Here is a 16,663-nt window from a genome sequence, read left to right as displayed (position 1 = left end):
TATCACCCCTTGATCTCTTTCTTATATCGGTATATGATGCCTAATTCATAATAAGAAACATCTATTTTAACAGATTCCTAGATATTATCTTTCTTTGCTAATGAAAAAAAAGAAGACATACATCACACGATGCATGTCAGATAGAAGGTCTTTCAAGTGTAATTCTACCGAGACGGCCTGTTCTTAAATCCCTTAGAAAAAGGTCTGAAACTTTATCAAAGTCTACTTCTCCACCACTTTGCAGGGCTCCGCGTTCTTTCCCTATCTTAATAAAAATATCAACCATTTCTTCCAGTTCATGACCAATATCATATCGCTCTTTAAGAAGCACGGGATAATGTATTTTCATATATTCTATAACGAATACTACAATATCTTGTAAGGATAAAAGTTGATCTTTAATCGTCCCTATGGCTGCCAAACGATAACCTACATCTGGATCTTCAAATTTGGGCCACAGAATTCCAGGAGTATCCAGTAATTCAAATTCATTCTTTACTTTAATCCATAATTGCTGTTTTGTAACTCCTGGACGATCTCCTGTTTTTGCTATTTTCTTATTTGCTAAACGATTTATTAGCGTAGATTTCCCCACATTAGGTATTCCAACGATCATAGCTCTTCCTGGTCTTGGTTGTATCCCTTTTTTCTTCAATTTTTCCATTTTCTCTTCTGCAAGTCTTTTTGCTAGTTGAATTACTCGATTAATATCAGCTTTCTCATTCACGTTTACTGAAATTGCCGGTATGTTTTTATCATTAAAATAAGCCAACCATTCTTCCGTCGCACGTTGATCTGCTAAATCCTTCTTCATAAGTACAATCATTTTTGTTTTACTTTGCAGGACTTGCTGAAGCATTGGATTCTGTGATGATAATGGAGCTCTAGCATCTACCAATTCCATCACAAAATCAACAAGTTTTAATTTTTCCTCTACTTGGCGTTTTGCTTTCGCCATATGTCCTGGAAACCATTGTATCGTCATGTAAAACCTACTCTCCTACTATTTGCATTCGATCTAAAGGCCAATATATAAAGCTAGCCTCTCCCACAATTTCATCCATCGGTATGACACCGAGCATCCTACTATCTGTTGAATTACCACGGTTATCGCCCATAACAAAAACATGACCATCAGGGACTACTTCATGACCACCAGGTAACTCTTCTAATGTAAAATCATTGGTTAATGTTTCATAAGGCTGTAATTGTTCTTTCTGTTCTTCTAAATATGGTTCTTCTACTGGCTCTCCATCTATGTACAATACATCATCTTCCACTTGGACATGCTCTCCCGGTAAAGCGATAACCCGTTTGATAAAATCCTTTTGAGCCGAGGCATGAAACACTACGATATCAAATCGTTCAGGTTCAGATATATTATATACAAATTTATTTACAATCATTTGATCACGATCATGTAAGGTTGGCAGCATGGATGGCCCATCTACAACAATAGGGGAAAACAAAAAGACCCGTACAATAAATGCTAACCCTAGTGCCAGTAGTAATGCTTTTAGCCAATCAAACCATTCATTTTTATTTTCATCCTTTTTATCTTTTCCCATGACTTCTCCTCCAGCCCTTGCATCTCTTATCTTTACTATATTATCATATCATTCACTTTTTATCCTAATGGATAGAGCATTAATTATGTTAATGAATATACCCTTTGTAGATTGATTTATGCATAAATGGAGAGATTCTGTATGAAGTCTTCTGTTTTCTAACGTTTATAGTTGAATAAAATCTGACGTAGTGAAAATGATATTAGCTGATCCTACTCTCGCTTATTCTAATGATAATGTGTTCTAGAAGCCGCTTCGGCAGAATACTCCGCTTTCCACGGGCACGGCCTCAGCCTCCTCGCGGAAAAACCACCGCTGCGGGGTCTTCGGACACGTGCTATTCCCGTAGGAGTCTACGTATTCTGCCTACGCTAATTGAGATTTTCTGCTTTATGTGTGGTGTAAGTACTGTAAATAACGTTTCACAGTTTGAATGTATTATTGCAGTAATAAATACGAAAGTCGAGAAGCTCAAACTTAGCGGAGGAAATACACGGAGACTCCTGCGGGAGGAAAAGCCTAGTTGAGACCCCGCAGAGACGTTAGACTCGAGGAGGCTCAACAGCGCCCGCGGAAAGCGTAGTGTATTTCCGCAGCGGTTCCAAGCACTATCCTGAATTAGATAAGTTCGCAGTCTAATTATTATTTGCATAAAAAACCTAGACAGCTTAAATAAAAAAGGAGCTTGAGCTATGCCCAAGTCCTTTCTTATCACTGTTATATCCAGTTTGTTAAAATTATCGACGCTCTTTGATACGCGCTGCTTTACCACGTAGATTACGTAGATAGTAAAGTTTAGCACGACGAACAATACCGCGACGAGTCACTTCGATTTTATCAACACGTGGAGAATGTACTGGGAATGTACGTTCAACACCTACACCGTAAGAAATCTTTCTTACTGTAAATGTTTCACTGATTCCTCCGTTTTGGCGTTTAATAACAACACCTTCGAACACCTGAATACGTTCACGAGTTCCTTCCACAACCTTAACGTGTACTTTAACAGTATCACCAGCGCGGAATTCAGGATGGTCTGTACGTAATTGATCTTTTGTAATGTCTGCAATAAGTTGTTGCATGTGACTTCACTCCTTCCAAACTAATGCTCATCATTTATCTGAGAAACGAGCGGAACATCGTTTTACGGCTTAAACGAACTTTAAGCACAATAATTAATATATCATAATCTATTGATGAGTTCAATAAAATTTATGATTCTTGTTGATTTTTTATGTTTGCTAGTATGTTTCTATCCTCTTCATCTAAATCAATGGCTTCTAATAAGTCCTTACGTCGCTCATAGGTCCTTCTTAAAGACTCTGTTTTGCGCCAAGCCTCTATTTTAGCATGGTCGCCTGACATAAGAACTTCTGGAACTTTCATCCCCCGGAAATCCGCTGGTCTTGTATAATGAGGGTGCTCCAGTAAACCAGTTGAGAACGAATCCATAGGTGCTGACTCTTTATTACCCAATACATCAGGCAAAAGACGAACAACACTATCCACCACTACCATTGCACCTAGCTCACCACCAGTAAGCACATAGTCACCGATAGAGATTTCATCTGTTGCTAAATGCTCTCGAATACGCTCATCATATCCCTCATAGTGACCACAAATAAACAAAAGATGCTCTTCTTTCGCTAATTCTTCTGCTTTTTTTTGATTATATGTTTCACCTTGTGGGCACATCAGAATAATACGCGGCTTAGTTTGTTTTTCTTTTTTTATGGCTTCGACTGCATCAAAGATCGGTTGTGGTGATAATACCATACCTGCACCACCCCCATAAGGATAATCATCCACACGATTATGCTTATTCTCGGTATAATCTCTAAAATTAACGAGTTGGTAGCTGAACTTCTCTTTTTCCTTTGCCTTATTTAAGATAGATGTTTCAAATACACCTTTAAACATCTCAGGAAAGAGGGTTAGTATGTCAATATGCATTAATCAAGCAATCCTTCCATCGGTTCTATGATAATCTTCTTCTCGGTTATGGATACCTCTTTTACGACATCCTCTATATAGGGAATAAGTATATCCTTTCCTTTATTTGGCTTTACTACCCACACATCATTTGCTCCAGGAGATAAAATCTCTTTCACTACTCCTAATTTCTCCCCTGAAATAGTATAAACCTCACAATCGATAATTTCATGATAGTAGAATTCATTTTCTTCTAACTCTGTTAATTGCTCTTTTGTAATTTTCAAGAATAACCCTTTAAATTGTTCCACTTCATTAATATTATTAAATTCTTTAAAGTGAAGAAGATCGAAGCCTTTATGTAAACGGTGGCCATCAATCGTTAATTCCACGCTCTCTCCATTATCTTTTACTAAAAATAGTTTTTTTCCTTTTTGAAACCTATCTTCAAAATCACTAATCCGCAAAACCTTTACTTCTCCTCGAATACCATGTGTGTTAATTATTTTCCCTACAGTGAACATTTTTTCTGTCATATCCTTCACCCACTAATTATCTATTCGAATAACAATGCCATCTTTTATTACAATGGCCTGTTCATTCATAATGTTATTCCAATGCGTTCCTTCTGTTACCTCAACAAGAGCTTCAACTTCCTTTTCAACAATTTCACTTCCTATTTCAAGCATTTCCAATTGTTCTATCTTAAAATCGAGCATTTCCATTTTTTCTTTTCTTTTATTTATCTCTCTTTGAAAACGTTGCTTCAACTCCTGTTTTGATATCCCAGGCTTATTCTGAAGCTTTCTTTTTTCAAATAGGAGCTGTTGACACTCTTGTTCAAGTCGCATTTTTTGGTTTTCAAACGTTTCTTTTAACTTCTTTTTGCTCTCTTCTGTGACAATCTGTTTTATTTGGACTTTTTTTATGATTTTCACCCGTTCTTCTCCCCTATCATTAGAAAACTTGGATGTCGCCAAGCTTTTAGAAGACAGCCTTGGTTGCACTTATGCAGGTAAGTAAATTTAAACTTTCCTACCTGTTAAAAGGTTTATATGTTGAAAAAGGGAAAGAAAAACCATACTGGTTCCTCCTTTCCCTTTTACATAATATCTAAGTAGATACGTTTATTCCCATCATTCTTAGCGGCATACACCACTGTTCGAATCGCTTTTGCTATTCGACCATTCTTGCCAATAATCTTTCCAACATCCTCTGTATGAACCGTAAGATGATATACTATCTTAGTATCCTCTTCGTTTTCTGTCACATGAATGTCTTCTGGATAATCAACTAATGGCCTAACAATTGATTCAATTAGGGCTTTCATGATATCACTTACTTTCCGCGATTAATTTTTTGACTCGTGGAATTTTTTCATGATGCCTTGTTCTGAGAAAAGATTGCGAACAGTGTCGCTAGGTTTTGCACCTTTTTTCATCCAATCTAAAGCTTTGTCTTCGTCGATTTTAACTTCAACCGGATTAACTACCGGGTTATATGTTCCGATTTGCTCGATTTGACGTCCATCACGTGGAGAACGAGAATCAGCTACAACGATACGGTAAAATGGATTTCTTTTAGAACCCATACGTTTTAAACGAATTTTAACTGCCATTATTTGCACCTCCATTAAATGTTGTTCACAAGATATGATTCTAACAGAAAATTTCATGCCTGTAAAGTGTTTTTACATTACAATGTATTTTCCTTTGTAATGTCCATTAAATTACTACATAAAAGGAAATTTCATACCCTTTGCTTTTTTCCCTTTTTGCATATTTGTCATTTGCTTCATCATCTTTTTCATTTCACTAAACTGCTTTAGCAATCGATTTACTTGAGAAACATTCGTTCCTGATCCTTTTGCAATTCGCTTTTTACGACTAGCATTAATAATATCTGGTTCCTGTCTTTCTTTCTTCGTCATGGACTGAATAATGGCTTCCACTTGAGAAATTTGTTTCTCATCTAATTGAGCATTCTTCAGTCCTTTCATTTTGTTCGCACCAGGCAGCATATTAATGAGCTCATCTAATGGTCCCATATTTCGCACTTGCCCCATCTGCTCAAGGAAATCATCAAACGTAAAGGACATGGTACGCATTTTTTCTTCTAACTCTTTCGCTTGCTTCTCATCAACGTTTTCTTGGGCCTTCTCAATAAGGGAAAGAACATCTCCCATCCCCAATATTCTGGACGCCATTCTTTCCGGATGGAAAGGTTCTAACTGGTCAAGCTTCTCACCCATACCGGCAAACTTAATTGGTTTGTCAGTTACTGCTTTAATGGAAAGTGCAGCACCACCACGTGTATCACCATCAAGTTTTGTTAAAATGACACCAGTAATATCCAGTTGTTCATTAAAGCTTTCCGCTACATTAACCGCATCCTGTCCTGTCATCGAGTCGACAACCAGGAATATTTCATCTGGTTTCACTTGAGCTTTAATCTCTGATAACTCACCCATTAGATCGGTATCTATGTGTAAGCGCCCAGCAGTATCGATAATGACATAATCATGATGATCAGCTTTCGCTTTCTCTAATGCCTGTGTAGCAATATCAACAGGATTCGCCTCTGTTCCTAACGAATATACCGGCATATCCAATTGACTACCAAGTGTTTTCAACTGTTTAATCGCAGCAGGACGATAGACGTCACAAGCTACTAGTAGTGGAGAACGATTATGTTTCTTGCGCAGTAGATTTGCTAATTTACCAGTGGTAGTTGTCTTACCAGCACCTTGCAAACCTACCATCATAATCACCGTTGGAGGGCGATCGGCCACTGCAATCTTACTTTGTTCTCCTCCCATTAATGCAGTTAATTCTTCCTTAACCACTTTAATTACTTGTTGGCCAGGAGTTAAGCTCTCCATTACTTCCTGTCCAACTGCACGTTCTTTAATACGTTTTATTAAATCTTTAACTACTTTAAAGTTAACATCCGCTTCAAGTAAAGCCAGTCTGACCTCGCGAGTCATTTCCTTTACATCTTGTTCAGATACTTTACCTTTACCAGTAATCTTTTTTATCGTACTCTGCAGGCGGTCGGCCAATCCTTCAAATGCCATAGAAGGTGTCCTCCTAATCTATTTCTTTTAATTGTTGAACTAAGGTTTCAAGCTCCTTATCGGCTATTATATCTTCCATTTGCTCTAGTACCCTATTTCTTTTTTCAAAACGATCATATAAATGCAATTTTTCTTCGTATGTTTCTAACATAGCCTCAGTCCGTTTAATATTGTCATAAACTGCTTGGCGAGATACTTGGAACAGCTCAGAAATTTCACCAAGGGAATAATCCTCTAAGTAATATAATTCCATGTAATTCCGCTGTTTAGGAGTTAACAAGGCTTGGTAAAAGTCAAACAAATAATTCATCCTGGTCGTTTTCTCCAACACACATATCACTCCTTGTTAAGTATATTCCCTTTACGTTAATATTAACGGATATAGAGGGGATGTCAAGGGAGAACCTATTCATCCTCCAACATATCAGCAAAGAGGCCATAAACAAAGGCATTTGCATCAAATTTCCGCAGATCCTCCATTTTTTCTCCTAAACCTACGAATTTTACCGGAATATTTAATTCATGACGAATAGCTAAGACAATTCCACCCTTTGCCGTCCCATCAAGCTTGGTTAATACAATACCTGAAACGTCGGTAGACTCTGAGAATGTTTTTGCTTGGCTCAACGCATTTTGTCCTGTAGTTGCATCCAATACTAATAGAACTTCATGAGGAGCACCTGGCACCTCACGTTCTATAACTCGTTTTACCTTTTCTAATTCATTCATAAGATTAACTTTGTTTTGCAGCCTTCCTGCTGTATCACAAATTAATACGTCTGCTTCCCTTGCCTTAGCTGCTTTGATTGCATCAAATATAACTGCAGCTGGATCACTTCCAGCGGTATGTTTAATCACATCAACTCCAGCTCTTTCTCCCCACACTTCCAGCTGTTCTATGGCCCCAGCACGGAATGTATCTCCAGCAGCTAATACTACATTTTTTCCTTCACTTTTTAATTGGTTAGCAAGCTTGCCAATAGAAGTAGTTTTTCCAGCTCCATTTACACCGACTACCAATAGCACTGTTAATCCATCTTCTTGAAGATTTAGCTCCTCAATCTGTTGGCTATCATCACCATAATAAATTTCAACTAGTTTTTCAGAGATGACCTCTTTTACTTCTTTGGTGTCCTTAATGTTTCGGCGCTTTACTTCCATCTTTAACTCATCAATTAAATCCATTACTGTGTTGACACCAACATCAGCTGTTATCAGAACCTCTTCCAGCTCTTCGAAGAAATCTTCATCCACTTTACGATATCTGGCAATTAAATCATTTATTTTGCTTGAAAAGGAATTTCGAGTTTTCTCCATCCCCTCTTTATATTTCTCAGAGACTTCTTCTGTTTCAGCGTTCTGTTTAAATCTATTTCTTAACTTATCCATAAAACCCATTTCATAAAAACCTCCTTATGAATTAATTAGTTCCTTTGTATCTTCCAGACGAACAGAAACCATTCGCGAAACACCCGATTCTTGCATGGTCACCCCATACAGCACATCGGCCTCTTCCATTGTACCCTTACGGTGGGTAATGACAATGAATTGTGTATTTTCACTATAGAGCTTCACATATTTTGCAAACCTGCTAACATTCGCCTCATCTAATGCCGCCTCTACTTCATCAAGAATGCAGAAGGGTACAGGGCGCACTCTTAGTATAGCAAACAATAATGCAATGGCGGTTAGTGCTCTTTCTCCCCCAGAAAGAAGGCCTAGGTTCTGGAGTTTCTTCCCTGGCGGCTGCGCTATGATATCAACACCTGTATCGAGAAGATTCTTTGGATCCGTGAGTTTCAGCTCAGCATGGCCACCACCAAATAACTGCCGAAAAACTACTCCAAACTGATCTTTTATTTGGGTGAAGGTACTGTCAAAGCGCTTCTCCATTTCGTCATCCATCTCTGCAATGACGGCAAACAAGGTATTCTTTGCTTCTACTAAATCATTCCTCTGCTCACTCAAGAAACTATAGCGCTCGGATACTCGCTCATATTCATCAATGGCGCCAAGATTGACATTACCTAGGCTTTCTATTGCAAGTTTCAGTGCCTTAACCTCTTCTTTAGCCTCCGCAATATTTTCAGCCTTCTCATACGTTTTTGATGCTTTTTCATAGGTTATCATATACTCAGTTTCTAAAAGAGATAAGCGATTCTCTAAATCAACATCAAGTCGGTTCGCTTGTACTTCTTTTTGTTGAATTTCGTTAAGAAAGCTTTGATGTTTTTTGGTTTCTTCTTTTATTTCTCTCTCTTCATCCTGTGTATATGCTGTTAAGTGAGCTCTTTTTTGTCGCTTTTCTTGAATCGAGGTTGTCAATTCTAATTTTATTTCCTTTTTCGATATGATAATAGAATCTATTTCTTCTTCTGTTTCTTCTACATGCTCCATTTCAAGCAACTTATCTAGTTCATCTGTATACATATCATATTGTTCTTCAAAAGCTTTTAAGCGTTCTTCCACCGTTTTTACTTTTTCTCTCTGGTTTCTAACGCGCTCTTCAAGCTCTGCTAAAGCCACTTGTGATTGATGCAGCTCCTGCTGCAGAGTTTCCTTATTCTCTTTGAATGCAACCTCTTGTTGGGATAATGCCTCGATTTGTTTATTAATATCTTCTAGTTGTATTCTAATCCCTTCAAGTTCTTTCGATAACTCTTTATTTCGATTCTCTAGTTGTTCACGGTCTTGTGTGTATTGCTTTTGATCTTGATCAAAGATATACAAATTCTCGTTTAATGATTCTAACTTCAACTCTATTTCTTTACATTCCGTTTGCAGGAGTTGCCATTGCTGTTGTTCTGTTCCTGAATTCTCTTCCGTAAGTGATAGTTCATTTTCAATTTCGGAAATCTCTTCTTTTTTACGTTTAACCTTATATTCAAATTGAACAATCTTCTCTTGATATTCATTAATCTTCTCGGTAATTTCTTGAAGATCTTTCTCTCTCGTGAATAAAGATTGGTTCGTCTTCTTTTTGGCACCACCCGACATAGAACCACCCGGATTCACTACATCTCCATCAAGTGTCACCACTCGAAATCTTCTCTGTGTCCATTTCGCAATATCATTAGCATCCTTCAAAGTCTTAGCAATGATAACATTGCCCATTAAATGGTTTACTGCTCTTTGGTAGGTTTCATTTGCCTGAACTAATTGCCCTGCAATTCCAACATATCCCGAATGGTTCTCAATCTGTGAAAGCACCTCTCTTGGAATAGAGCGTGTTTGAATTGACTGTAGTGGTAGAAATGTCGCGCGGCCATTATTTGTTTTCTTTAGCCACAATATCGCCTCTCGAGCTGCTTTGTCGTCTTTGACAACGATATGCTGTGCCTGTCCGCCGAGTACTGTTTCTATTGCTGTAATGTACTCTTTTGGAACCTCAATCAACTCAATAACCGCCCCATATATATCAGCTAATTTATGATTCTCACGTGCTTTTAAAACCGCTTTAACACCTTGGAAGAATCCTTGGAAATCCTCTTTCATTTCGTCGAGCATTTCCTTTCTCGACTTTAATTTCTCGATATATTGATAGCCTTGATAAAGTTTTGTCTGTGAATCTTGAAAGACTTGTCGCTCAGTTTCTAATTGATACTTTAACGTTTTCAATCGCAGCTGTGTATCTTGATATTTCGCTTCCTGGCTGACTAATTTTGCTTTTTTCAGCTTTCTTCTTTCGTTCAACTCTTCTCTTTGGTTTAACAAATCCTCAAATTTAGAAGCCTGAATATCTTTTTTCCCTAATACTTGTTTCAGTTGTGTTTCTATTGATTGCTTCTCATTTCGCATAGCTGCTTGCTTATTGAGGTACTCAATGTATTCTGATTTTAATTCTTCAATCTGCTCTGAAATAGTTTCTTGATTAAGAGACAATTTTTGCTGCAGCTGTTTGACAGTCTCCTTGGTTTCCTGTCGTTTAGCTGTTATTTCAGAAAGCTGCTTTTGTTCTTTTACTAATTCATCATGCAGTTCACCAATCTTTACTGCTGCTGACTGCTTTTGGGATTCCAGTTTTTGTTTATTTTCATCAAAGTGCTTGTTTCTTTCATTTAGCAGCTGTTTTTTACCCTCATATTTTTCGAGGAGCTGAGTCGTCTCTAGCAGGCTTGACTGAAGCCTTTCTATTTCCTTATCTATTTCATCAACCTGTTGTCTTTTTTGCTCTAAAGCGGCCTCTTTTTTTTGAATGGCTGTTTTTACTTTTAATTCTTCTGCATGCTCATTTTCTATTGTATTTAATAATAATTGCCATTCCGTATGTATTTTTTCAATTTCTGCTATTAAGAATGAAATCTCTTTTGTTTTCAGTTCCTCTTTTAACTGAAGATATTTCTTCGCTGTTTCAGCTTGATCCTTAAGTGGATTTATTTGCTGTTCTATTTCGTAAATAATATCTTCTACACGATTAAGGTTTTCTTGAGTTTCAGCTAATTTATATTCAGCTTTCTTTTTACGTTGCTTATACTTTAAAACTCCTGCAGCTTCTTCAAAAATCGTGCGTCTTTCTTCGGCCTTTGAACTCAGAATTTCCTCTACTTTCCCCTGACTAATAATCGAAAAGGCATCTCTTCCTAATCCTGAATCCATAAACAAGTCAATGATATCTTTAAGTCTGCAGGACTGTTTATTTATATAAAATTCACTCTCACCTGACCTGTAAACACGTCTTGTAACACTCACTTCGTCGTAATCTAAAGGCAATGTGTGATTTTCATTGTTCAGGACAAGTGTAACTTCAGCGACATTTAAAGGTTTCCTTGTATCACTTCCCTGAAAGATGATATCTTCCATTTTAGCGCCTCTTAATGATTTAGCTGATTGCTCACCTAACACCCAGCGGATCGCATCGGTTATATTACTTTTCCCGCTGCCATTAGGACCTACAACAGCCGTTACTCCTGGGACAAATTCAACACTGATTCGTTCAGCAAACGATTTGAATCCCACGCTTTCTAATCTTTTTAAATACATCATTCATTCTCCTATATCAACGAAAAGCAAATTAATTGCTCATTTATTAAAAACATTGGACTCTCTCATTAGCTCAATTATTTGCAAATGTACAAACCCACTGCGTAGTACCTTAAAAAGTTAATTAGAACTGACAAGTTCAACGCAGAGAAATTAAAAAACATTTGGCTTTTTACCGCATTTATTTTATCATAAACTTATAAACAAAAGAAGCTTAATAGAAAACTAAGGATTACCCATATTTTACAATCCTTAGTAGCACCTATAGAGAAAGAAAACTGCTTATAGAAATTATACATAAATTTTTTACTAAAAGGAGGGAAGAGATGAGCTTAGAAACAGCCTCTCAAGCAAATTTAAAAATAATTCTAGATCAATTAGCAGATTATTTGAATGTCGTAAACCGGGGACTTTTGGACGCAGATGACTATGACCTTAATAAATATGACGAACTTAAATCAATGTACGATATGGTCGTGAAAAAAGGTAGACTGAGCAGCTCTGAAGCACAAGCTTTCATCGAAGAGCTGGCGAATATTCGGAAAAGATAACCATTTTCTAATAAAAAACGAAGGCACACGCCATGTTCTTTGGCGAATGCCTTCATTGCGCTTACGCAGGTAAGTGTATACTGTTTATCAAGACCTGTTTAATATCTACTAAAACAGCGAAACTAAGTCACTTCTCTTTACATATTAAAATAATCTAATGCGCGTTTTGCTGCTCGCTGCTCTGCTTCTTTTTTTGTCCTTCCAATCCCTTCACCAGTTTTGTCGCTATTTACATATACATGTGCAACAAACTCTTTATTGTGTGAAGGTCCTCTTTCATCAACAATCTTATATTCAATTGCTTTATTCTTATCTTGCTGAACCAATTCCTGTAACTGACTTTTATAATCCATTTCATGCGAAAAAGCACCAGATTTAATTTTCGGAAAGATATAGTTTTCAAGAAAGGCTAATGCTGTTTCAAATCCCTGATCTAAATATAATGCACCTAGGAACGCTTCAAAAACATCAGCTAAAATCGCTGGCCGTTCTCTTCCGCCGGTTTGTTCTTCCCCTTTTCCAAGCAATAGATACTTACCAAAGTCTAATTCTTGGGCAAATCCCATTAAGGAAGGTTCACAAACAATAGCAGCTCGAAGCTTTGTCATTTCTCCTTCTGGCATGGATTGTTCATTACGATATAGGAATTGTGATACACCTAATTCCAGTACCGCATCTCCTAGAAATTCCAATCTTTCATTATCCGAAAATACTTCATTCCGATGCTCATTCACATAAGATGAATGTGTAAAAGCTTGTTTTATTAAATCATGATTATGGAAGGTAAGGTTAAACTTACTTTCAAGCTGTGTAACATCCATTCATGTCACCTCTAGTGTAAAAATATAGGGAAAGTCCCGCATATAGCGAGACTTTCTCATTCTTTCTTCATTCATTTAAATCTGCCGCTTAGGACTTATTACTGTTTACCATTTATGTAATTAACAGCGTCCCCTACTGTATTAATATTCTCAGCATCTTCATCCGCGATTTCCATATCGAACTCATCCTCAAGTTCCATAACAAGCTCAACAACATCTAGAGAATCAGCTTCAAGGTCTTCTTTAAAAGATGCTTCAAGGGTTACTTTTTCTTCTTCCACATCAAGACGATCTACAATAATTGCTTTTACACGATCAAATACATCTGCCATTTCAAGTTCACCTCCCTTCAAGTAGTATAGAGCATTTCTTTTCACTTTTCTACTTCCATTTCGAAGTAAGCAGAAATAAATTACATGACCATTCCACCATCAATATGAATGGTTTGTCCTGTCATATAATTCGAATCATCCGAAGCCAAAAATCGAACAACTTTCGCCACATCTTCTGGCTTTCCTAACTTGCCTAATGGAATCACGTCCAGCATTCCCTTTTTCTGTTCTTCTGTTAGCTTATCTGTCATATCTGTAGCAATAAACCCTGGTGCAACAGCATTTACTAAGATATTACGAGACGCCAATTCCTTTGCAGTTGTTTTTGTTAAGCCTATAACACCTGCTTTTGCTGCAACATAGTTCGCTTGTCCAGCATTACCCGCGACACCTACAATTGATGCAACATTAATAATCTTTCCAGCTTTTTGTTTCATCATTTGTCTTGTTACAGCTTTGGTGCAAACAAATACACCCTTTAAGTTCGTGTTAATAACTTGGTCAAATTCTTCCTCTTTCATTCGCATTAATAAATTATCTCTCGTAATTCCAGCATTATTCACTAAGATATCGAGACCGCCGAACTCTTCGGTAACTTTTTTTATCATTTCTTTTACCTCTGATTCATTTGCAACATCTGCTTGAATTTTAAGAGCCTTCACACCAAGCTGTTCAATTTCTTCTACAACCTGCTGTGCTCTTTCCTCACTGCCAGCATAATTTACTGCGACATTTGCTCCTTGACTGGCAAGTTCTAATGCAATTGCACGTCCAATTCCGCGAGAAGCACCAGTTACTACTGCACTCTTTCCTTTTAGCATGTTTGATTAATCCTCCTGATACCAATTTATAAAACTCTTCAGTGAATCAACATCTTGTACTGCAAATGTTTTCGTACTGCGATCGATTTTCCGCAATAATCCGCTTAACACCTTACCATTTCCTACTTCGACGAAGGCATCCACACCTTTATCAATCATATTTCTGATAGATGCATCAAAACGGACAGGGGAGTATAATTGTTGAATGAGCAATTCTTTTATTTCCTCAGCTTTGGTAACAGGATTAGCTGAAACATTGGCATACACTGGTACTTCTGCATCGTAGAATGGTACTTTATTTAGGTAATCAGCAAACTTCTCATTTGCTGCTTTCATTAACCTTGAATGAAATGGTCCACTTACATTTAATGGGATAACTCGTTTTGCTCCACGTTCTCTAAGTAATGCTTCTGCTTGACTAATGCCATCTTTCGAACCTGAAATAACAATCTGTCCAGGACAGTTCAGATTGGCTATATCAACAATTTCATTTTCAATCATACTTAACGCATTTGATATTTCCTCTTCATCTAACCCAAGTACTGCTGCCATTGTACCTTGTCCCTTAGGAAAAGCTTCTTCCATTAATTTTCCACGCATTTGTACCAGTGGCAAGGCTTGCTCCAAACTAAGGGCATTCGCAGCTACCAGTGCACTGTATTCTCCTAAGCTATGTCCAACTGTCATCAACGGATTGATTCCATTCTCAATCAATAAACGATGAATCACTACACTTGATAATAATAGAGCTGGCTGTGCATTTTCTGTTTCCGTTAATTTCTCACCAGGACCCTCAAACATAAGTGATTGGATGTCCTTGTCTAATAATTGATTTGCCTTTCGATACAGATCCTTGACTGCCGGATATTCATCATAAAATTCCTTACCCATCCCTACCGTTTGTGATCCTTGACCAGGAAACATAAAGGCTACTCGTTTCATCTCTTTTCACTCCTTATCAATATCAATAGATTTTAATGTGGACTTTATCGTATTGGTTACATCGTGGTCCACCATATACTTTGCTTGTTTTATTGCACTAACAATCGCTCGGCTTTTTGAAGAGCCATGCGCCTTAATAACAGGTGAAGCAAGACCGAATAAGCCAGCACCACCATATTCTGAATAATCAAGCTTATCCTTTAGGCCACGTAAATCATTTTTTAGTAATGCTGCACCGATTTTTGTTTTCGTACTCGACATCATCGTCTCTTTTAGTATTTTAAAGAGTGCCCCCGCTGTACCTTCAATTGTTTTTAACGCAATATTACCGCTAAATCCATCCGTTACCACAACATCTGCAACACCATCCAATAAATCCCGTGCCTCCACATTGCCAATAAAGTGAATAGGAGCCTTTTCTAATTCTTTGAAGGTCTTCTTTGTCAAATCATTTCCTTTTCCATCTTCAGTTCCGACGTTCAAAAGGCCAACTCTTGGCTTTGGTATCGACCGAACCTTTTCAGCATAAATTGAGCCCATAATAGCATATTGTACAAGATGTTGCGGCTTAGCATCAACATTAGCACCAACATCAAGCATAACAAAGCCTTTACCATCAATGGTAGGTAATGTTGGGCTTAGTGCAGGTCGTTCAATCCCTGAAATTCTTCCAACTACAAATAACCCAGCGCTCATCAATGCACCAGTATTACCCGCAGAAATACAGGCATCTGCCCTTCCCTCTTTTACTTCATTAGCCATTAGGACAAGTGAAGAATTTTTTTTACGGCGAACCGCTCGAACTGGTTCATCTTCCCCAGTAATAACTTCATCTGCATGTAAAATTTCTATGTTTGTTTTGCTTGTTAGTAATGGTGTGATTTGAGCTTCGTCACCAACTAATGTAATATGTAGATCTTTCATTTCTGAGACTGCATCCATTGCTCCTTGTACTATTTCTTTTGGAGCATTGTCTCCCCCCATTGCATCAATCGCTAATCTCATGGCTGATATCTCCTTTATCATTCGAACGATACATATAAAATGTGCCATTGAATACTTTTTCATTTCCTACAAAACTATTAACAACAACAATAGTAAGCCCCTTTTGCTCACCTTTCACGACTGCTTTAGCAACTACTCGTTCTCCCTCTTTTACTTGACGGGTAAATTTAATATCTGCTTTTGCTGTCAAAGCCAGCTCATCATTAATCACTGCAACTGCTAGAGAATTAGCTTGGGCAAATAAGTGATGCCCACGTGCAATTTTATTACGTGAAAAAACCAAATCAGTCTGTATATCAAGAATGGAAATAGCACGTTTATCTAACTCTAAATCAATGACTTCCCCAATCACTTCTTCTAGCGGTAATGCTTTAACCGTTTCATTCCATTGGTTGGTAGCTACATACTTAATTCTTTCCCGTAATTCTGGAATGGATAGCTCCATCCGGTCGAGGCGTATTGTTTGAATACTGACGTTAAATAGTGATGCAAGCTGTTCGTCGGTAATAAAAGGAGATTCCTCTATTTTTTCTTTTAGTAATTTTTGTCGTTCTGATTTTGTCGGTTTCATTATGCACCCATCCATCGTCTCTATTATTGTTCTGAAAAACTCACATCTCACTTAAGTTTAAATA

19 protein-coding genes are annotated in these 16,663 nt (G+C 37.5%); 1 reads left to right on the top strand and 18 read right to left on the bottom strand.

Annotated elements, in window-relative coordinates; translation table 11 throughout:
• Positions 1–136 precede the first annotated feature (136 nt).
• From ylqF to smc, 12 genes are all read right to left on the bottom strand, one after another.
• Positions 137–985, bottom strand: a complete 849-nt coding sequence (gene ylqF, locus D8M04_RS10605; RefSeq protein ID WP_121522885.1) for a ribosome biogenesis GTPase YlqF — start codon at positions 983–985, stop codon at positions 137–139.
• 7 nt (positions 986–992) lie between these two features.
• On the bottom strand, positions 993–1,568 hold the full coding sequence (lepB, locus tag D8M04_RS10600; RefSeq protein WP_121522884.1) for a signal peptidase I: 576 nt from the start codon (positions 1,566–1,568) through the stop codon (positions 993–995).
• A gap of 737 nt (positions 1,569–2,305) precedes the next feature.
• Positions 2,306–2,650 (bottom strand): 50S ribosomal protein L19, encoded by a 345-nt coding sequence (gene rplS / locus D8M04_RS10595; RefSeq protein ID WP_121522883.1) that lies wholly within the window; start codon positions 2,648–2,650, stop codon positions 2,306–2,308.
• Positions 2,651–2,780: 130 nt separating this feature from the next.
• Entirely contained in the window at positions 2,781–3,521 is a 741-nt protein-coding gene (trmD, locus tag D8M04_RS10590; protein ID WP_121522882.1) for a tRNA (guanosine(37)-N1)-methyltransferase TrmD, read from the bottom strand.
• Complete coding sequence (gene rimM / locus D8M04_RS10585) at positions 3,521–4,036, bottom strand: ribosome maturation factor RimM (protein WP_121522881.1); 516 nt, start codon at positions 4,034–4,036, stop codon at positions 3,521–3,523. The genes trmD and rimM overlap by 1 nt, the downstream gene beginning before the upstream one ends.
• 12 nt (positions 4,037–4,048) lie before the next feature.
• On the bottom strand, positions 4,049–4,438 hold the full coding sequence (locus D8M04_RS10580) for a YlqD family protein (protein ID WP_121522880.1): 390 nt from the start codon (positions 4,436–4,438) through the stop codon (positions 4,049–4,051).
• A gap of 164 nt (positions 4,439–4,602) precedes the next feature.
• Entirely contained in the window at positions 4,603–4,830 is a 228-nt protein-coding gene (locus tag D8M04_RS10575; protein ID WP_121522879.1) for a KH domain-containing protein, read from the bottom strand.
• A gap of 21 nt (positions 4,831–4,851) precedes the next feature.
• Positions 4,852–5,118, bottom strand: a complete 267-nt coding sequence (gene rpsP / locus D8M04_RS10570; RefSeq protein ID WP_121522878.1) for a 30S ribosomal protein S16 — start codon at positions 5,116–5,118, stop codon at positions 4,852–4,854.
• Positions 5,119–5,232: 114 nt separating this feature from the next.
• A complete protein-coding gene (gene ffh, locus D8M04_RS10565) occupies positions 5,233–6,576 on the bottom strand; it encodes a signal recognition particle protein (protein WP_121522877.1) in 1,344 nt (447 codons plus the stop codon).
• Positions 6,577–6,589: 13 nt separating this feature from the next.
• Complete coding sequence (locus tag D8M04_RS10560; RefSeq protein ID WP_121522876.1) at positions 6,590–6,907, bottom strand: putative DNA-binding protein; 318 nt, start codon at positions 6,905–6,907, stop codon at positions 6,590–6,592.
• Positions 6,908–6,981: 74 nt separating this feature from the next.
• Entirely contained in the window at positions 6,982–7,974 is a 993-nt protein-coding gene (gene ftsY / locus D8M04_RS10555) for a signal recognition particle-docking protein FtsY (protein ID WP_121522875.1), read from the bottom strand.
• A gap of 15 nt (positions 7,975–7,989) precedes the next feature.
• Complete coding sequence (gene smc / locus D8M04_RS10550) at positions 7,990–11,556, bottom strand: chromosome segregation protein SMC (RefSeq protein ID WP_121522874.1); 3,567 nt, start codon at positions 11,554–11,556, stop codon at positions 7,990–7,992.
• A gap of 326 nt (positions 11,557–11,882) precedes the next feature.
• Here smc and D8M04_RS10545 point away from each other — a divergent pair, with 326 nt between their 5' ends.
• Positions 11,883–12,107: a DUF1128 domain-containing protein gene (locus tag D8M04_RS10545; RefSeq protein WP_121522873.1), complete on the top strand. Its 225-nt coding sequence runs from the start codon at positions 11,883–11,885 to the stop codon at positions 12,105–12,107.
• A gap of 137 nt (positions 12,108–12,244) precedes the next feature.
• On the opposite strand, the gene rnc is transcribed toward D8M04_RS10545, so the two are convergent.
• The 6 genes from rnc to fapR all read right to left on the bottom strand — a co-directional run bounded on the left by rnc (position 12,245) and on the right by fapR (position 16,599).
• Entirely contained in the window at positions 12,245–12,928 is a 684-nt protein-coding gene (rnc, locus tag D8M04_RS10540) for a ribonuclease III (protein WP_121522872.1), read from the bottom strand.
• Between the two features lie 98 nt (positions 12,929–13,026).
• Positions 13,027–13,260 (bottom strand): acyl carrier protein, encoded by a 234-nt coding sequence (gene acpP, locus D8M04_RS10535; RefSeq protein WP_121523149.1) that lies wholly within the window; start codon positions 13,258–13,260, stop codon positions 13,027–13,029.
• An 80-nt stretch (positions 13,261–13,340) separates the two neighbouring features.
• Positions 13,341–14,081, bottom strand: coding sequence for a 3-oxoacyl-[acyl-carrier-protein] reductase (fabG, locus tag D8M04_RS10530; protein ID WP_121522871.1), 741 nt, complete (start codon positions 14,079–14,081; stop codon positions 13,341–13,343).
• A gap of 6 nt (positions 14,082–14,087) precedes the next feature.
• Positions 14,088–15,023, bottom strand: coding sequence for an ACP S-malonyltransferase (fabD, locus tag D8M04_RS10525; RefSeq protein WP_121522870.1), 936 nt, complete (start codon positions 15,021–15,023; stop codon positions 14,088–14,090).
• 6 nt (positions 15,024–15,029) lie between these two features.
• On the bottom strand, positions 15,030–16,028 hold the full coding sequence (gene plsX, locus D8M04_RS10520) for a phosphate acyltransferase PlsX (protein ID WP_121522869.1): 999 nt from the start codon (positions 16,026–16,028) through the stop codon (positions 15,030–15,032).
• A complete protein-coding gene (gene fapR, locus D8M04_RS10515) occupies positions 16,012–16,599 on the bottom strand; it encodes a transcription factor FapR (protein WP_121522868.1) in 588 nt (195 codons plus the stop codon). Before fapR ends, plsX begins: the two co-directional genes overlap by 17 nt.
• Positions 16,600–16,663 lie beyond the last annotated feature (64 nt).

It is taken from the genome of Oceanobacillus piezotolerans, assembly GCF_003665065.1.
Classification (GTDB): Bacteria; Bacillota; Bacilli; order Bacillales; family Amphibacillaceae; genus Oceanobacillus; species Oceanobacillus piezotolerans.
The sequence above is the reverse complement of the archived record's forward strand: the minus strand, read 5'-3'. Positions and strand labels throughout refer to the sequence as shown.